The following is a 17,925-nucleotide window of genomic DNA, read 5'->3' on the forward strand; positions in this document are numbered from 1 at the left end:
GATTAGATTTCTGTTTATTAGGACTAATAGCAAAAGAGTTGTAATATGCCATCATTATCTAGTATTATGAATCGGTGCTACTCAAGTGGCATACAAAAGGAGGGTTAATATGATAGGTCTTAAAAAATTGGGGAAAATGAATTTCGAGAAGATGCGGTTATTCATGTCACCGGTCTTCACAGTGCAGACGTTGTTGAACATCGCTGCTGTGATCATCGGTTCGTTCCTTTTTTCTGTAGGCGTCAACGCCTTCATGATTTCGGGCAACCTGGGGGAAGGTGGCGTCACGGGCCTGGCCATCATACTCCTGTATGCATTTGACATTTCTCCGGCCATTTCGACTTTGGTACTGAACGGCATCCTGCTTCTGGTGGGCTTCAGATACCTTTCAAGACGGGCGATGTACTACACGATATTCGCAGTCATCATGATGTCGTTCTTCCTCGGGCTGACTGAGCCGATCACACTTCAGACGGATGAAGTGATGCTGAACGTCATCTTCGGCGGCCTGTTCATCGGGATGGGGAACGGCCTCGTCATACGGATCGGCGCGACGACGGCGGGGTCTGCGATACTGGGCCGGATCGCCCACAAATATCTGGATGTAAAGATCGCAAATGCCGTCCTCGCATTTGACCTCGTAGTCATCCTGCTCAGCTTGACGGTCCTGCCGGTCGAAAAAGTACTGTTGACCATCGTGGCCATGTATATCGCGGTTAAGGTGATGGACTTCATCATAGAAGGAATGAATCCTAAAAAGGCCATCACCATCATCTCCAAGCATCCCGAAATGCTCGGCAGGCTGATCAACAGTGAAATCGGCCGCGGCGTGACGATGATGAGCGGTAAAGGGTTCTATGCCCGCGAGGAGAACGATATCCTCTACGTCGTCATCAATAAAAACAAACTGACCCGCCTCAAACGCCTCATCAAGAAGTATGATGAAGATGCATTTGTCGTGGTCAATGATGTCAACAGCGTCCTCGGCAGCTCATTCGTATAAGAATAATAAGTGAAGAATAGATGCAGCACCCCTAGTGAAAATCTGGGGGTGCTATTTTTTATACAACTTTTTTGGGATCGATTGCAAGACAGAATGGGTATAGTGGTTTAACACCCATCATCCAATGGAGGTGAGATATATGACAACACCAGTATTGATCGTCGGTGCGGGGCCGACGGGGCTTGCGCTCGCCGTCGGTCTCGAGAAGCACAATGTGCCCTTCCGCATCATCGAACAAAACGCATCTTCCGGCACGACTTCCAGGGCGATCGCCGTCCATGCACGGACGCTCGAATTCTACCGGCAGTTCGGCTTGGCTGAGCGATTGCGAGACGCAGGCATCGTGGAAGATGCCGTTCATATCCATAAAGATAAAAAGGAGGTGGGCCGCATCCCGCTAGGAGAAATGGGCCGGGGTATCACGCCCTACCCTTATTTGTTGAGTCTGGCCCAAGATGTCCATGAGTCGATCCTGGTTGAATACTTGGAGTCAAAAGGGATCGACATCGAATGGCAGAGCAGTCTGGTGTCGTTCAAAGATAAAGGCGATCATGTCAAAGCGATCATCGACAGCTGTGGGGAGCGATCGGCTTCAACTTTCCAGTATGTATGCGGCGCTGATGGCGCCCACAGCACGGTACGCCACCAACTTGGACTGGACTTCCCGGGCGGGACGTACAGCCAGATGTTCTTCGTTGCGGATGTTGAGAACACGCAGTCGTTCAAAGGGATGTCAGCAGGCTTCCAGGGCAGCGAATTCAACCTTGCCGTCAACATTCGTACAAGTGGCACAGTCCGTCTGATCGGTGTCATCCCGTCCTACCTCATGAATCCAGACCCACCGGAAACCTTTACTCCACTTATCCCGCATGTCGAAAGCGTGCTGCCTGTCAAAGTGGGGACCATCAACTGGTACTCATCCTACAAAGTCCATCACCGCGTGGCGGAATCGTTCAAGGTGGGTCGTGCCTTCATTTTGGGCGATGCCGCACATATCCATAGTCCAGCAGGTGGCCAAGGTATGAATACAGGAATCGGGGACGCCTTCAATCTGGCATGGAAACTGACCTTCACCGTGCAGGGCCGGATGGATGCTGCCGTCCTCGATAGTTACGAGCCGGAACGGATGGCCTTCGCACGGAAGCTCGTTGCAACGACGGATAAGGTTTTCAAGGAAGCAGTCAACCGAAAACGGTTCCGCAACATCATCATGCCCTATGTTCTTCCGCAACTGATGCGTTTCGCCGCAGTGCGCCGGATGCTTTTTAAGATCATTTCCCAAACTAGGATCCATTATCGTGACAGCCCATTGAGCACCAGCAGAAGCGGAAGTATCCAAGGCGGTGATCGGCTCCCGTGGATTAGGCTCGCGGACGGTGATAACTTCAGCCCGCTTGCGAGCGTGGACTGGCAGCTGCACGTCTACGGACGCCTGAACGCCAAAGTTAAAGCGCTGTCCGATCGCTCCGGTCTACCGCTTCACCACACGCCGTGGACGAAAGAGATGAAGCAAAAAGGTATCCGCAAAATGCCGCCCTATTGATTCGTCCGGATGGGCATGTGGCAGTGGCTGCGACGATTGATGACCTCGACAGTATTGAAGACTATATCGCACGGTTCGGACTGAAGATGGCTTAGAAGAAAAGAGGCAGGATGCTGGTATGCCTTCCTCTTTGAAACTTTGATTATTGGCATGTACTCCATAGCCTGTACCTGGACTATAATGCCCCACTCATAAAGTGCCATTCCAAATACGATACACTCTAAACGCCACCATTCATACTTATTACTGGCGGCGCTGCAGAGCGGCAAACAATCAAATGGCTCATTTTCGTGTATAATGTCTGTACAGTCCGGCCAATCATAAAGGAGGAAAGTTTAATGAAAGAACAGAACCTACCGGGTATCGGAAAGAAATATTCATTGATCTCCAGTGAAGGGCTTGAAATTTATCTGATCCTGCATCTCAATGGAAAAAGAGAATTCTATATTTTGGAGAATGACAGGAAGGTCAACTATAATTTTTCGCTCACCCCAAATGAAGCGATGGATGTCGCCATGAAGATGATGGATGTAAACAAAGACACGGTGGTGCAGGAAGACTTTGAACGATTCCGCCTGATACGTAAACAAATGATGGTGGATTGGTTGAAGGTCAATTCCGGCTCCATCATTGCAGGCCTCACAATTGAAAAAGCAGAACATCATGTCCCTGACGGGGTATCCATCGTCGGAGTAAGCCGTAACAATGATATTACGCCAAAACCGCAGCAGGATTTTGTGATAGAAAAAGAGGATATATTGCTCGTCATCGGAGAATATGATCCTATCGAGGCTTTTGAAGATGCTTGTAAAGTGAGGCAGTAGACATGGATATCTTTACCGTATCCGAACTGTTTTTAACAGGACTGCTGCTGATGGTGCTGTTCGTCGGTGGATTTGCCGCACATAAGTTCAAAATTCCCGACGTCATCATATTTTTATTTTCGGGCCTTGCCCTCGGTCTTTTCATGCAGCATTCGGATTTGATGGAATTTGCCGCTGAAGTGGGGATTGTCATGCTGTTTTTTATGCTCGGCATGGAATTTCCCATTCAACAGTTGAGATATCTTGCCATGAAAATCTACAAGCCCGGCCTGATCGACCTGGCTTTATCTTTCGGGGTTTCCACTGCCATTGCACTGCTGTTCGGCCTCGATCTACCGAGCGCGTTGCTGGTAGGTGGCGTGGCTTATGCCACCAGTTCCTCCATCACTGCAAAATTGCTTGAAAAGAACAACCGCCTGATTAAAAATGACGCCGATTTTCTTCTTGGAGTGCTCATTTTTGAAGATATCATCGCCCCCATCCTGGTCGCGGTCATCGCAAGCATGTATTTGAGCGGCAGCATCTCGCCGACAGAAATGATTTTCGTCTTCGTCAAAATCATTATTTTGATCATTGGCGCACTAGCGATAGGAAAAGTGATATTCAGCAACATGAAAGATTTCATAGATCATTATGTATCAGAGGATTTTTTCATCCTGTTCGTCGTCGGGCTGGGTCTGTTATATGCAGGGCTTGCCCTATCACTCGGGTTGTCTGAAGTGCTTGGAGCATTCCTGGCCGGAATAATGCTTGCAGAATCGCAGCAATCTTCTGTATTGCAGAATCAGATCAGGAATCTACGGGATCTGCTCATGCCCGTCTTCTTCATTTACTTTGGTACAACGATAGATATCTTGAATGGCATACCAATGCTCGGACTGTTACTCGTCCTCCTGACTTGGTCGATTGCATCCAAAGTAGTTGTCGGTATATATGGTGGCCGACAATACGGATTGAACCGTGAAGAAGCATTGCGTGCAGGCCTGTCCTTCACCCAGCGCGGAGAGTTTTCGATCATCATCGCTGCTTTGGCGACAAGTGATCTGAAAACATTCAGCGGTATTTTCATACTCTTTTCCGCTCTGATTGGAGTCATCATGTTCCAGAATGCCACAAAATGGGCAAAACGGATTGTTGGACCAACCAAATTAAATTCATAATAGACGAAACAAAGGACAGACCTAAAAAGGCCTGTCCTTTGTTGTAGATGGAAATATGCTATTCTGCGAACATCCGCATCACGCCGCTTGCCACCGCAAGATCAAAATATCCTGCACCGACGCATTTATACAATGTAATTTCCGCATCCGACTCCCTTAAATAAGGGGCATCAAAATAATCCACAAGCGAACCTTGGATGTCATCCCATCCGATCACACCCTGCTCTACAGCATACATCAGTTCACCCGCCTCTTCTTTTATGGCCTCGATGTCGTCGACGTAGATTTTATCAGCCCGCTGGATTGTTTCATTATCCATCTCACGCATTGAAGACTTGAATGACCCCACTCCATTGATATGAACGCCCGGCTTTAGGCTTCTCCCCTCAAACACCGGTTCAGTCGACTGTGTCGCACAGTTGATGATATCGGCTTTTTCGATGACTTCTGATACATGGGCCGCCACTTCAAATTCTGCCTTAACACCTGCTGACTTCAGTTGTTCTGCGAAATGGTGCGCTTTTTCCTCTGTCCTGTTGAAGAGTACGATCTTTTTGATGTCGCGCACCTCAACCACACCGATGACCTGTTCGAACCCCATATTTCCGGTGCCGATGACACCGAGCACTTCAGCATCCTTACGCGCGAGCTTATCGGTTGCGATGGCGCTCATCGCACCTGTCCTCAGGCGCGTGAGATAGGATGCATCCATCGTCGCTTTATGTTGGCCATCCGATAAATCCGTCACAAGGACGTTCCCTTGCGTTGTCGGCAGGCTGGCATTGGTCGGGAAGATGGACACTGTCTTTATGATGGAAGTCTTCGATGCCCGGCTGATGCATGGCATGTAAAGCATTGAACTGTCTTCATCGACCGGCAGCACAGTCCGGACCGACTGGAGAATGCCGTCATCCCTTAAATCCTGCAGCACGTGTTTAACATCTTCGATCGCATGTTTCATCAAATATTCTTTCTGGATCTGTTCATCAGTAAGTGTAATCATAATAAGCTCCTTCTATACTTTTGCTTTTGCCGCCTGGTCCTGTGCGTATTCGAGATCCTGCGCCTGGACGCCTTTTATCGCCCATACTGCTGTTATTGATACGATTGCGGTAAATATGATATAGAGTGATACAGGTACACTCGAACCGTTGAATTCATTCATCAGGAACTGGGCGATCAATGGGGCAGATCCACCTGCCAACGCAGCTCCGATCTGGTAACCGATCGTAACGCCTGTATACCGTACTTCCCTACTGAATGCTTCAGAGAACATCGTGCCGAGCACTGCAGTGATCGGTGGCCAGATTACGGTCAGGCCAATCAATGTTGCGATGATGACAAGTATCGGTTCATGCGTATTGACGATCAGGAAATACGGGAACGCATAGACCAACATGGCAAACGAACCGATTAAAAACATCTTACGGCGCCCCACTTTATCAGACAAAGCTCCCATGATCGGGATCATGATCGTCGTCAGGAATGCGGCGATGACGATTGAAATCATCATGAATTCAAATGATACATCAAGCTGGCTGGTCCCATATCCAACGATGAACGTCGTGAATATATAGAAGGGCCCCGTTTCAACGAACTTTGCACATGAGGTGATCAGCACTTCTTTTGGATGACGCTTGAATGTTTCGATTAAAGGTACTTTCTGCACGGATTGGGTTTTCTTCGCTTCCTGGAAAGCAGGCGTCTCGTCCAGATCCTTACGAATCCACAAGCCGAATCCAACCAGCAGCAAGCTCAACACAAACGGCACACGCCAGCCCCACGTTTCAAAAGCTTCCGGCGATAACAGCCCTGTCAATATGAAGAAGCTCGTGTATGCCAGCACCAGACCAATTGTGATACCCATCTGGGGCACACTGCCGAAAAAGCCACGCTGCTCCTTCGGCGCATACTCTGTAGCAAGCAGTAGTGCACCGCCCCACTCTCCGCCTATACCGAGACCTTGGATGAGTCTGAGGACCATCAGTAAGATCGGTGCCATAAGACCGATCTGTCCATATGTAGGCAATAGGCCAATCAGGGCCGTTGCGATTCCCATCATGCTTAACGTAATGATGAGTGTCTTCTTACGCCCCACCCTGTCTCCAATATGGCCGAATATGACACCACCGAACGGACGGATGAAGAATGACAGTGCCAGTCCAAAGTAGGCAAGCATCGTCGAGACGACCGGATCATCGGTTACAAAGAACTGGTTGTTGAAGACGATTGTCGCGACTGCCGCATACAGAAAGAAGTCGAACCATTCGATCGAGGATCCGACCAGACTCGCGACCAGCACCTTCCTCCTTAATTTTTTATCCATTTCCATACCTCTTTTCCACTAAATTTTACATCAGTTATTACCTTATCATAATATTCTTTAAATTCCCACATCTATTAAATACTCCGGATATTTTACTGTAAGGGGTAATGGTCTAGTATTACTTTTAACTATTTTTCGATAGTCCCATACCTTGTGCATTCTTTACTATGTCAAGAAACTGTTTGGTAAAACCACCTGAATAAACAAAAAAGTCGGTAGACAGATACCCTACGGCCTCTGTTACCGACAACACTTAAATTTTTAGGATTTTTCCGATTACGTCACACGAAAATTGAAATTAATATTATAGAGAATATAAACACTTATCCTGAAAAGAACAATACCTATGAGGGATAAAGATACTAATCCACCAAAGAAGAATAATTTGTGGCAAGTGTTTTTTATGTATAAAATATTAATAGAAGATACAATATGGAATCCATAAGAAAGTGTAGAATATTTAAATCTCAATCCTTTAAATCATCACTAGATGGAAACCTCTTATTCAAAAATTTTGTGAAATAAAACTGAATGATAATAACAATAAATAAAGTAATGATGAATTTCACAAAATCATCCATTATTTCAGGAACAAAGAATAATACACACGTATATATAATAGGTAACGCCAAATTTAACCAAGCTTTCTTATTTTCATTCGTCATAAAGTATATCCTTTCGCTTTCTTATGTTATAGAGTTGTTGATATATACCTTCGCAAAATTGGAACAAAGGCATTTTTCTATTTTGCTCAAACCATCCACGAGAAATAATTTCTCATCAACATTAAAAAAGGAGTATTCTATGCTTTTCATATTGAGACTCATCTTTGCAGGTATCACTGCTACATTTTCTTTGTGGGTACTAATCACCGATAACAATCAATTGATGCCGTGGGCCTTTATAGCTATGGCCATGCTATTCCTGACAATCGCAATTGATGACTACATAAAAGGATACAAGAAAACAAGCATCTTATTTCTTGCTGCCTTTGTATATATTATATTTACTTCTATTTATATCTTTTAGTAAGAGCGTAAAATATCTTGTGTAAATGAATAGATGGAAAAAGAACCCTTTATTTTAAAATCAAGCTGTCAATTCCAATCCCAAAAATATAAAACACATCAAAATGGATGTTCCTCTTCATTCGATAGTTCAACAAAAAAAGGATATATTATAGCTGCTAGAGGTATTACGCCTAAAATAGCGAATAAGGCGATATAGGAAGGTCCAAAGAAAAGATTACCTAACAAAATTAAAAAAATCACTATAGGCATAATTAGGGTGCTTCTTTTTCTCATCTGTGCTGTGAGGTACTGTTTCTCCCCACAATATGGACAAATCATTCCACCGATTAATATAAACGACCGCTTAAAGGTCTGCTTCCAACTCCATTTACTACCACAATTTTGGCAAGTCGGCATCGTTGTCTCCTCCCTTCCGCTCATTTCTAACCGCTTCCATTATTCACTTTAACTAAAATCCTTTTGACAATCAATTCCTGGAATAATATAATTATACGAATTAACAAATGGCGCTCCAGACGCTTCACATCAATGAAATGAGGAAATTACATGCTGTCTCTGCTCGGCTCGGCCGTAAACGTACTGGCCATCATCACCGGAAGCTTCATCGGACTGTTTTGGCGCAACATCAACGAGAATATGAAAACTACCATCATCCAGGGGCTATCCATTACAGTCATCGTCCTGGGTATGGATATGGCCATGGAAAGCAAACGCCTCATCATTGTCGTAATCAGTATAGCGTTCGGCGCCATGCTTGGGGAAAAATGGCAGATTGAAGAAAAGATGAACCACTTCGGCGTCTGGCTTGAAACGAAAACCGGGGCGAAGGAAGGCGGTGTGGCAGCAGCATTCGTCACAGCGACACTCGTCTATGTCGTCGGTGCGGTGGGCATCGTTGGTGCTTTGGACAGTGGTCTGCGTGGAGATCATACGTTGCTGTTCACCAAATCACTTATAGACGGTATATTCTCCATCTTCCTCACTTCGACACTCGGCATCGGCATCATATTTTCTGCCCTACCGGTGTTTTTGTTCCAAGGATCCATCACTCTGTTTGCGGCACAGATCGACCGCTTCATTCCGCCTGAAATGATGGCGCAGTTCATCGCCCAGATAACCGGGGTCGGTGGCATCATGATCATCGCAATCGGCATCAGGCTGCTCGGTATCGTCAACATCCGTGTGGCCAATATGCTGCCGGCCATCCCGATCATCATGCTGCTCGTCTTCATCCTATACTAATGTTAATACTAAAAGGAGCCATCTAAAATATTAGATGGCGCCTTTTGATTGTGTCATTCCTAACGCGATCCAGCAGTGGCCTGATCGTCTGCTTTCGCAATGCCGATGCCGGTCTTGGCATTGATCATTGCGAATACGACACATAAGTAGCAGGGAATTGCCCAGATCCAATAATCTGCGACACTCACGCCGAGAATCTCCCAGTAGTAGATGCCGGAGACGCCCCACGGTACGAATGGCAGCAGCATGGTTCCCGAGTCTTCCAGCGTCCGCGACAGGTTTTTGGCATGCAGCCCCTGCTTGGCATACGCATCCTGCAGGAGCACACCCACCATGATAATGGAGATCGAAGCGACACCGGCTGTGAATACAATGATTGCACTGCCGAGTATCGTCACACCCACCAGCTGCCATGTGGAGTGGATGAGGCGTGAAAAACTCTCGAGGATCTTATCCAGGCAGCCTGCCGCCTCAACGATGCCGGCGAAAGCATACCCACAAAAGATCGTCACTACAATCGTCGTCATGGAAAATATTCCGCCGCGCGCAATCAGCGTCGTCGCGTTTTCGGACAAAGCTGCCGCATCGAAGCCTGATGCTTTTATCATGTCAGTACTGAAGCCGTTCGCCATCGCAGTAAACCCATCGACGAGTGCGAAGCCGTTGGAGAACATCCCGATGAAGACCGCTACCAGCGACGACAAAAGCATCATCGGCACAACAGGTTTTTGGGTGAAAGCCCCCCATAAAATGATGATGAACGGAATGAGCATGAACAGGTTCCAATTGTAGACCATATCCAACTCACCCAGTAATCCTTGCACATTGTCGGCAGACGGTGAACCATACTCCGTATTGACCCCTACGAAGAACCACACGGTGAGCCCGACGATTGATGCCGGTACCGTCGTCCAGAGCATATGCTTGATGTGATCAAAGAGGTTAACTTCGACGACAAGGGGCGCAAGATTGGTCGTATCCGACAGCGGGGATAGTTTATCGCCAAATACACCACCGGAGATGACCGCACCTGCGGCCATGGCCAAGGAGACATCCAATTCAGCCGCAATCCCCATCAGAGCGACACCTGCAGTCGCTGTGGATCCCCAGGCCGTACCGGTGGCGACGGATACTACCGCCACAATGACGAAGGCCGTGACAAGAAAATAGGTCGGATTGATCATCTGCAGACCGTAGTAGATCATCATCGGCACTGTGCCGGCGTAGATCCAAGTGCCAATGATGATGCCGACAGAAAACAAAATGAATATTGCCGGCATCGCCGTTTTGAGCCGGAGGATGATGCCCTCTTCCATCTCCCTCCACGACAATCCGACACGCAGCGCGATGAGTGCTGCATAGGCTGCTGCAACCAGCAGCAACGGCTGGATCGGGATGCCGAAGTAGCCGAATCCGACTCCGACGACCAAACCTAAAATTATAAAACATGATATGGATTCGAAAAATGTTGGTGCACGCTTCATATATCCTGCTCCTTTATCTGTTGCGTTATTTTATACACTCCTGATCAGCTCTTCTGCTGATTGTCCTGAAAAGCCAAGGCTGTCCAAGGTAAGTCCACTTTCGTAAAAATCTTCATCAAACAAGGTCGAGCCTAAAGTGATGATGGCATCAATGTTCGGGGTTGCAACACCAGCTGCTTTCGCCATCCCTGACCATAATACGAGGCCACTTGAAATATCTTCGGTAAAATATCTGGAGTTTATGGAAACCGGCCCTTTTATATTGGAGTACACCTCGCTCGTATTGAACAGTTCTTTGAGTGTTCTGCCATCATCCTCGAAGTAACCCCGGTTCGCCCTACTCTCTGTCGCATCTTCCAAGTGATATCCAAATGCCTTGCCGATCGCCATCCGTTCATCCTCGACCGCCTTCAGCAGTTTGACTGTATGCTCGGTGATCCCTTCCTTATACAGCCAGAATTCGCCTTCCGAATAATCAATCCTGCCCGCATTCAATAGAGCAGGACCAGGATGCACTTCAGGATTGCCATTCTCCAATGCTGCATGCCAGCTGCTTTCAGCCGGCACAAGGCAGTCATACAATTGTGAACAGACATCCAACAGTTCATCTGTCTTCGAGCTCGGGTATGCAGCAAGGAATACTTTTTTGACGTACAGGGAGACTTCGACCCGTGCCGCTTCCGGAAATGCTCGCGTGCCATATGTAAGCGAATTGGTCTCGGCAATGTTGAATGACTTGTCGATGCCAAGCTGTCGGGCCCTATTCACAAATCTGCCAGCCCCCATCGCGCCTGCACCATTGATCAGTATCACCTGTTTTTCCGTAACCACAGGCGCAAGCTGCTCCGCTATGTTCTCAACCGCAAAACCAGGCACGGTCAGCATGATGACATCCGCTCCCGCAACTGCTTTTTCAATGTCTGCAGTAACGTTGGAAAACGGCACAAGACGCTCCCCCTTCTCGTCCTTCAGGGTGATGCCTCCATTCTTTTCGATTGCTGACAAATCATCTGTGAACCCCGTCGCGCCGAACAATGAAACCTCGAACCCCCTATCAGTAAGATCTGCAGCTGCAGTAATTCCGCCGTTCCCGGCACCAATGATTGAAACCTTCATGATATCTCCATCCCTTTCTTCAAAATATCCATAACCATATTGCCTATTGATGAAATATAAGACATTTTAGGCCATCCTATATCCTACATCAGAGGGTTACCGAACAATGCAATCAAAATAAATGCAATAATCATTCCCAAAATGAAGGTTAAAATGAGCTTCAGCATTTTCATAAACAGTCCCCCTTGTAATGTAATTAATATAAAATTCAGTCCTTATATGTTTTAAGCTTAAATGTCCTTGCGAAAACAATCAACGGTTATCTGTATGTTGAAGCGGCACATGTATATGACAATTTGATTCTCAAGTCGCTAGAGAGTAGACTCCGCATTGGCGAGTATGCCCTAATAAGTTCCAGAATATAAGTATAGTCACTACGTTATACAAAAAATACGGCCCAAGAGCAATGCCCCAGGGCCGTGATTTCTCTTATTATATTCTGTCGTTTCTTCCTTTGTTGTCATCGTAGTCAAAATCGGACTGTCTTCCATCTGCTCTATCTCTGTCCAAGTCTTTATCCAAGCCGCGATCCCTATCCAGTCCGCGGTCTTCTGTGTCTTCCTGGATGTCGACATCTTCATGGCGCACATCTTCGGAAACATGTTCAGTATCTTTGACTTTATCTTTTTTGATGACGACTTCTTCGGATACTACGCTCTCTTTATCGACATTGACGCGTTCTTCATTGACTGGCACGCGGACGGATTCATCACTGTCTGTGAAATCACCGTCGGCTGGACGCCCGTCATCCACTTTGCGTCTTTCAACTGTCACTTCTTCACGCTCGACAGGCACTTCGAATTCCTGACGTTCAGTCTCGACATGTTTATCTACGTTGACTTCACCTGTCTGCACATTATCTTTTTCGACATTGAGACGTTCTTCACGCAGTTCCATGGTGGCTTCATCGTCATGATTCCGGTCTTTGCGGTCTGCATCGAATCCGGCACCAGGCTTGTCACCCAGGTTATCATCTTCGCGATCGACGCCAGGTGTAAGGCCCGCTCCCGCAGCACCTACAGTGCCGCTACCGTAAGCTGCATCATTTCTATTCATGTCACTTCGAGCTGTATCGTTTCTGCTGCCTTCATCTGATACATGGAGTAGAATTTTATCTGCATCCAATGCATCCCGGTATTCACGTTCTTCTGCCGAGGACAGGTTCATGCTGTTGAGTGTCTGATCTTCAGGATCATCCCCAGTGAAGAATGACATCACTTTGTCCCACGTACTGCCGGTAGAATGTTTGATATCAACGCCGGAATAGGCACTGAATGCACCTCCAGCTTGCAGGTCGCGGTTGGAGACGAGTGTAATATCCTCTTCTGCGACGCCTTCTGCTTTAAGTTCATCAAGTCTCTGTTTTACATCTTGTTCTGTAGGGAGCGCTTCAATCTTACGCATTTTCCATTCCTCCTCGTTACAATTTTTACAATTTGCGAGTACCGCGATATGGATATTTTCATATCCGTTCGGCTCATTCAAAGTATACCCGTGACTCCATTCTTAAAACGTCTATCTTTATTTCTGATGGAGATATGACGTCGGAGTGGACGTCTCAGCTATTTATTTTTTCTATCCGACTTATAATCCTTGTTGAAAAAATCATATTTCAGAATATTTTCGAACAGTGTACTTATCAAAATCGGTGGTAGGATTATAATGGATACTACAAAAACCACTGAAAAAGCGCCAGGCGAGGAGGCAAGTATTATTCGAATCACTGAATAGGATGCAATCACCCAAGTCAGTCCAAGGACTATCGCTGTTATGTTCCATTCACGCATACCAGACCCTCCATGATTATAGTCATTCAAGTGTATCATATTACATTCCTTACCCTTATGGCCTCTTACATGAGAGGCTGCTATCTGATAGAATGGCTTATTATATGCTTGAAACATTTAATAAATAGGTGGGATCGCTTTTATGACGGATACAGGATTGGTGCTTGAAGGTGGCGGCATGCGTGGATTGTATACAGCCGGGGTATTGGAATATTTCATGAGCCGGGGGCTCTACTTTCCTTATGTCATCGGGGTTTCTGCAGGGGCTTGTATGGGCGCCTCATATCTGGCGCGCCAGGAGGACCGCAATCGCAAAGTGAACCTGGACTATATGGATGACAAACGCTATATGTCATTATCGAACTCCATTAAAAAACGCGAACTGTTCGGCATGGACTTCATATTCGATGAAATACCCAATACGCTTGTTCCCTTTGATGTGGAGACATTGATGCAGGAACCGGAAGAGTTTGTCATCGTCGCAACCGATTGCGAGACCGGTGAACCTGCCTACTTCAAAAAAGAGGACTACGACACTTCATCCATCGCCACACTTCTGAGGGCTTCCAGTTCTCTGCCCTTCGTTGCCTCGCGTGTAGAATTTGAAGGCCGCGAACTGCTGGATGGCGGCATCTCCGATTCGATTCCGATCAAAAAGTCGGAAAATGATGGTTTCCCTAAAAATGTCGTCATCCTGACCAAACCGCGGGGATACTATAAAAAGCCGGGCCGGATATCGAAACTCATCAAATATAAAAATCATCCGGCAATCAGCGACAGGCTTGCTACCCGCTACCGTTTCTATAACGAATCGCTCCATTATGTATATAGACAGGAGAAGCATGGTGCAGCCTTCGTCCTCAGCCCTTCCGTGGACTTGAAGGTGGGCCGGGCTGAACGGAAGAAAGAGCGGCTTGAAGCTCTTTATCAACTCGGCTGGGAAGATGCCAAAACCCATTACGATGCACTCCGCTCTTTTCTCAGGCCCACTTCTTCCACCCAGACTCAGAGTGCTCAAGGTAAAACGACATAGTACGACCTCTTAAAAGGCGCATACGATGTATGCGCCTTTTAGACTCTTTTATGCTCATTTCCAATAATCATTGGCAGCAGCAATCGTCTGGTAATGGATCGCAATCACCTGGGATGCCATTGTGAGACTGTCTGCATCTTCTGCGTAGACCGGGCGCAGTTTCTTGCGTACTTCCGCATCAGGCTGCGTCAGCCCTACGCCCTTACGTGCCAACTTCACTGCCGGATGGAATCCCTGCTGCGGTGTCTCTGTCTTTAAACTTGTCAGCCATTCTTCCATAAACGAATCCCCCCCGATATATTTTATGCCTCACCTACATTATATCGAAACCGAGACCTGATTGTAACTTTTCACTATTCCATTTCATGCATAACCGCTGTTGTAGTTGTCTACACATCAGAAAATATTCGCTATATTTCCATTTTACAGACAATTATGAGATAATAGAAGTAACAAGTATTGGATGAGAAGTACAGTCATTTTCTCAAATGGAAAGGAAGGATATTTCATGGGGAAAGTTACAAAGTTGATTGGTGCAGCGGGGATTCTGGCAGGAGCTGCCTATCTATCGAAGGAAGAAAACCAGAAAACGGTCAAACGGGGTGTAGACAAGGTCATCAGGAAAGCCAGCACCTGGACGGATGACCCTTATACCATCCAGTTGGGCAAGCCAGACGAAGAGCATGATGCCAACATGGTCGATGAAGGTGCGATGACAAGCGTGCTGTACTATAATGAACTGCGTGAAGAAGCGTCTAAGAAGCAGCAATAAAATAAAGGGGGGAATCCGAACATCGGATTCCCCCCTTTATTTTGGGTGCACAATTCGCTCTCCCTAAAGTCATTTAGACTGATTCTCTATCCTGCCCATATAAGCAAACAGCTTCTTCAATTCCTCATTTTTCATTTTGGCACCCAATTCATCGAGCAGTTCGGCGTTGACATGGGCATCCGTGTAATTGCCCAACGCATTCTGGATCTTCTTCATCCTTTTAATGGTCTTCTTATGCTTCTTTCCTGTCAATGGCCTCAAATAACGGGCAGAGTATCTCAACTTCTTCGCCCGCTTCCTGACGTCATGCACTGCATTGTAATCGGTCATATCCAATTCTTCATATTCTTTGATGAGGACAGTTTTTTTCGTTTTGAGCCTGTCAGTGATGTAATCCTCAATACTTGTATCCATTTCGATGGACAACATATCGATTGCCTGCTCGACGGATTCGAGCATTCCATTGAATGCTTCAATATTCGTTTTATTGAATGTCCGCTTCATTTCCCTATTGCGTTCTTCCCGCAGATATTTGAACATATCGTAATAATGCTCACTTAAATCCGGCTGCCTCAATGCGATTGTACTGCACACTTCCGTAAGTACATCCAGTTCCCTAAGCCGGCCGTAAGTCTTTGCGAATGATTTCAATTCCCGATTGATACGATTGTATTCCTTTTCGCCGAATGCATGTTTAAGGAAATGGATGACGCTCCTCAATTTTCTGGTATCTACACGCAATTCATGCACCAATGCCGGATTATACGGATTATTCTCGTAGTCTCTATATGCTTGTTTGATCTTTTTGAGCCGTTTATACAATATCTCCTGAAGTGCTTCCATCCTGTTCCTCCCCTTCCTCTCATGCTTGTCACCATACTATACCCTTTATCCACATAATTACTGCATATCGAGAAGTCCACCTGACAACTGAACAGATGAATTGATAAATATAAATTCGACTTGTATAGTATGTTTTGTTGCAACAAAGAGTAGAATCTGGAGGAAACTTATATGATGACCAAAACATATGAACCATTGTTCGAAACGGTGCAGTTGCCGAACGGCACCGCACTGAGGAATAGATTCGTCCTCGCCCCCCTCACGCATATTTCTTCAAATGCGGATGGTACGGTATCAGAGGCTGAAATCGAATATCTCCGTAAACGCTCCAAAGATGTCGGTCTGGCCCTGACAGCTGCATCGAACGTCACGGGACTCGGCAAAGCATTCCCAGGACAACCGTCAATCGCCCGCGATTCTGATATCGCAGGCATGTCACGTCTTGCGGAAGCAATGAAGGCAGGCGGCGCGAAAGCAATTCTGCAGATCCACCATGGCGGCGCCCAAGCTCTACCCGAGTTGACGCCTGAAGGTGACGCCGCTGCACCAAGCGCAATCACCATGCAAAGCTTCAACGAAAAGGAACCCCACGACGCGCGGGAAATTACACCCGATGAAATCGAATCGACGATAAAAGCATTCGGAGAAGCGACGCGTCGTGCGGTAGAGGCAGGCTTCGACGGCGTTGAAATCCACGGCGCGAACCACTACATCATCCACCAGTTCGTCTCCCCCCACTTCAATAGGCGTACAGATCAATGGGGTGAGGACCGCTACCGCTTCCCGCTGGCAGTGGTTGATGAAGTCATCCAGGCAGCCAAAGAACATGGCAGTGAAGATTTCATCGTCGGCTACAGATTTTCACCAGAAGAACCGGCTGATCCGGGGATCGACATGGAAATCACCAAAACGCTGATCCAGAAACTCATCACCAAACCTCTGGATTATCTCCACGCCTCATTATTCGATGTCCATTCCACAGTGCGTACGGGTAAATATGAAGGCATGAGGCGTATTGACCTACTCCATGAATGGATCGATGGGCGCATGCCATTGATCGGCATCGGTTCCATATTCGAAGCGGATCAGGCAGCGGACGCAATCAAGACCGGGCGTGTCGATCTGCTTGGCCTGGGCCGTGTGCTTCTGCTTGACCATGAATTCGTCCATAAGATTGCACATGGCAAAGAAGATCAGATTACAAATGTGTTCGATCCGGACAGAGCAGACATGCATGACTTGCCGGAACCCCTGTGGCAGCAGCTAAAAAAAGGGTTCTATCCGGTGCCACGTAAAGACCAGTAGGCAGTATAACGATGGTTGTCACCGCCCCTTCCAGGGTAGATACATTGTAGTACTATCTATAAGGAGGCGTCATGACGAGTGATGTTAAAGCCGAAGTCGAGAAACTGCATGACTGGACGCTGGAAGATGAAAAAATCAAACGAACCTTCAAATTCGACCGCTATCTGGATGCCATCTCCTTCGTCGAAAAAATCGGCATCTATGCAGAAAGTGTCCAACACCACCCTAAGATTGTAATCAACCATACCGCAGTTACTGTATCATGGACCACTTTCTCCAAAAAGCAGCTTACTGAAAAAGACATCCAAGGCGGTAAAGCGTGTGAAAACATCTACCGGCTGTATGAAAATGAGATGAAATAAGCCAAAAAGCAATTGCATAGAATTGAACTAACCCCCTCCAGGTCTACAGATGAAATAACACATCTGTAGACCTGGAGGGGGTTCTTTTGTGATA

Annotated in this window: 18 protein-coding genes; 9 read left to right on the forward strand and 9 right to left on the reverse strand. The window is 46.8% G+C overall.

Annotated elements, in window-relative coordinates; genetic code table 11:
• Positions 1-151 precede the first annotated feature (151 nt).
• The 4 genes from ACZ43I_RS09225 to ACZ43I_RS09240 all read left to right on the forward strand — a co-directional run bounded on the left by ACZ43I_RS09225 (position 152) and on the right by ACZ43I_RS09240 (position 4,530).
• On the forward strand, positions 152-1,003 hold the full coding sequence (locus ACZ43I_RS09225) for a YitT family protein (RefSeq protein WP_425568296.1): 852 nt from the start codon (positions 152-154) through the stop codon (positions 1,001-1,003).
• 139 nt (positions 1,004-1,142) lie between these two features.
• Positions 1,143-2,546 (forward strand): FAD-dependent oxidoreductase, encoded by a 1,404-nt coding sequence (locus ACZ43I_RS09230; RefSeq protein WP_344701763.1) that lies wholly within the window; start codon positions 1,143-1,145, stop codon positions 2,544-2,546.
• A gap of 338 nt (positions 2,547-2,884) precedes the next feature.
• Positions 2,885-3,370 carry a cation:proton antiporter regulatory subunit gene (locus ACZ43I_RS09235; protein WP_344701767.1) on the forward strand — a complete coding sequence of 162 codons (486 nt, stop codon included), beginning with the start codon at positions 2,885-2,887 and terminating at the stop codon, positions 3,368-3,370.
• Positions 3,371-3,372: 2 nt separating this feature from the next.
• Entirely contained in the window at positions 3,373-4,530 is a 1,158-nt protein-coding gene (locus tag ACZ43I_RS09240; RefSeq protein WP_344701769.1) for a cation:proton antiporter, read from the forward strand.
• A 58-nt stretch (positions 4,531-4,588) separates the two neighbouring features.
• Here the strand turns inward: ACZ43I_RS09240 and ACZ43I_RS09245 are convergent, their stop codons facing one another.
• The 3 genes from ACZ43I_RS09245 to ACZ43I_RS09255 form a co-directional block, all read right to left on the reverse strand.
• Entirely contained in the window at positions 4,589-5,533 is a 945-nt protein-coding gene (locus ACZ43I_RS09245; protein WP_344701771.1) for an ornithine cyclodeaminase family protein, read from the reverse strand.
• A gap of 12 nt (positions 5,534-5,545) precedes the next feature.
• Positions 5,546-6,856, reverse strand: coding sequence for an MFS transporter (locus ACZ43I_RS09250; protein WP_344701773.1), 1,311 nt, complete (start codon positions 6,854-6,856; stop codon positions 5,546-5,548).
• A gap of 1,127 nt (positions 6,857-7,983) precedes the next feature.
• Positions 7,984-8,307 carry a TIGR04104 family putative zinc finger protein gene (locus ACZ43I_RS09255; protein ID WP_344701775.1) on the reverse strand — a complete coding sequence of 108 codons (324 nt, stop codon included), beginning with the start codon at positions 8,305-8,307 and terminating at the stop codon, positions 7,984-7,986.
• A 126-nt stretch (positions 8,308-8,433) separates the two neighbouring features.
• On the opposite strand from ACZ43I_RS09255, the gene ACZ43I_RS09260 reads away from it, so the two are divergent.
• Positions 8,434-9,129, forward strand: coding sequence for a DUF554 domain-containing protein (locus tag ACZ43I_RS09260; protein WP_344701777.1), 696 nt, complete (start codon positions 8,434-8,436; stop codon positions 9,127-9,129).
• A 59-nt stretch (positions 9,130-9,188) separates the two neighbouring features.
• On the opposite strand, the gene nhaC is transcribed toward ACZ43I_RS09260, so the two are convergent.
• The 4 genes from nhaC to ACZ43I_RS09280 all read right to left on the reverse strand — a co-directional run bounded on the left by nhaC (position 9,189) and on the right by ACZ43I_RS09280 (position 13,516).
• Positions 9,189-10,613: a Na+/H+ antiporter NhaC gene (gene nhaC, locus ACZ43I_RS09265; protein ID WP_344701779.1), complete on the reverse strand. Its 1,425-nt coding sequence runs from the start codon at positions 10,611-10,613 to the stop codon at positions 9,189-9,191.
• Positions 10,614-10,643: 30 nt separating this feature from the next.
• On the reverse strand, positions 10,644-11,729 hold the full coding sequence (locus ACZ43I_RS09270) for an NAD/NADP octopine/nopaline dehydrogenase family protein (protein WP_344701781.1): 1,086 nt from the start codon (positions 11,727-11,729) through the stop codon (positions 10,644-10,646).
• 432 nt (positions 11,730-12,161) lie between these two features.
• The gene (locus tag ACZ43I_RS09275) at positions 12,162-13,133 is read right to left on the reverse strand and encodes a YsnF/AvaK domain-containing protein (RefSeq protein WP_344701782.1); all 972 of its coding nucleotides are present in this window, start codon (positions 13,131-13,133) and stop codon (positions 12,162-12,164) included.
• A gap of 158 nt (positions 13,134-13,291) precedes the next feature.
• Positions 13,292-13,516, reverse strand: coding sequence for a hypothetical protein (locus ACZ43I_RS09280; RefSeq protein ID WP_344701784.1), 225 nt, complete (start codon positions 13,514-13,516; stop codon positions 13,292-13,294).
• A gap of 142 nt (positions 13,517-13,658) precedes the next feature.
• On the opposite strand from ACZ43I_RS09280, the gene ACZ43I_RS09285 reads away from it, so the two are divergent.
• Positions 13,659-14,549: a patatin-like phospholipase family protein gene (locus tag ACZ43I_RS09285; protein ID WP_344701786.1), complete on the forward strand. Its 891-nt coding sequence runs from the start codon at positions 13,659-13,661 to the stop codon at positions 14,547-14,549.
• 54 nt (positions 14,550-14,603) lie between these two features.
• Here the strand turns inward: ACZ43I_RS09285 and ACZ43I_RS09290 are convergent, their stop codons facing one another.
• Positions 14,604-14,828: a hexameric tyrosine-coordinated heme protein gene (locus ACZ43I_RS09290; RefSeq protein WP_344701788.1), complete on the reverse strand. Its 225-nt coding sequence runs from the start codon at positions 14,826-14,828 to the stop codon at positions 14,604-14,606.
• Between the two features lie 229 nt (positions 14,829-15,057).
• Between ACZ43I_RS09290 and ACZ43I_RS09295 the strand changes: the two genes are divergently transcribed.
• Positions 15,058-15,321, forward strand: coding sequence for a hypothetical protein (locus ACZ43I_RS09295; protein WP_344701790.1), 264 nt, complete (start codon positions 15,058-15,060; stop codon positions 15,319-15,321).
• A 69-nt stretch (positions 15,322-15,390) separates the two neighbouring features.
• Here the strand turns inward: ACZ43I_RS09295 and ACZ43I_RS09300 are convergent, their stop codons facing one another.
• A complete protein-coding gene (locus ACZ43I_RS09300) occupies positions 15,391-16,164 on the reverse strand; it encodes a CHAD domain-containing protein (RefSeq protein WP_344701792.1) in 774 nt (257 codons plus the stop codon).
• A gap of 174 nt (positions 16,165-16,338) precedes the next feature.
• Here ACZ43I_RS09300 and ACZ43I_RS09305 point away from each other — a divergent pair, with 174 nt between their 5' ends.
• Both ACZ43I_RS09305 and ACZ43I_RS09310 read left to right on the forward strand, forming a co-directional pair.
• Entirely contained in the window at positions 16,339-17,469 is a 1,131-nt protein-coding gene (locus ACZ43I_RS09305; protein WP_344701841.1) for an NADH-dependent flavin oxidoreductase, read from the forward strand.
• Between the two features lie 71 nt (positions 17,470-17,540).
• A complete protein-coding gene (locus tag ACZ43I_RS09310) occupies positions 17,541-17,831 on the forward strand; it encodes a 4a-hydroxytetrahydrobiopterin dehydratase (protein WP_344701794.1) in 291 nt (96 codons plus the stop codon).
• The last annotated feature ends 94 nt before the right edge of the window (positions 17,832-17,925 follow it).

It is taken from the genome of Salinicoccus jeotgali (assembly GCF_055379195.1).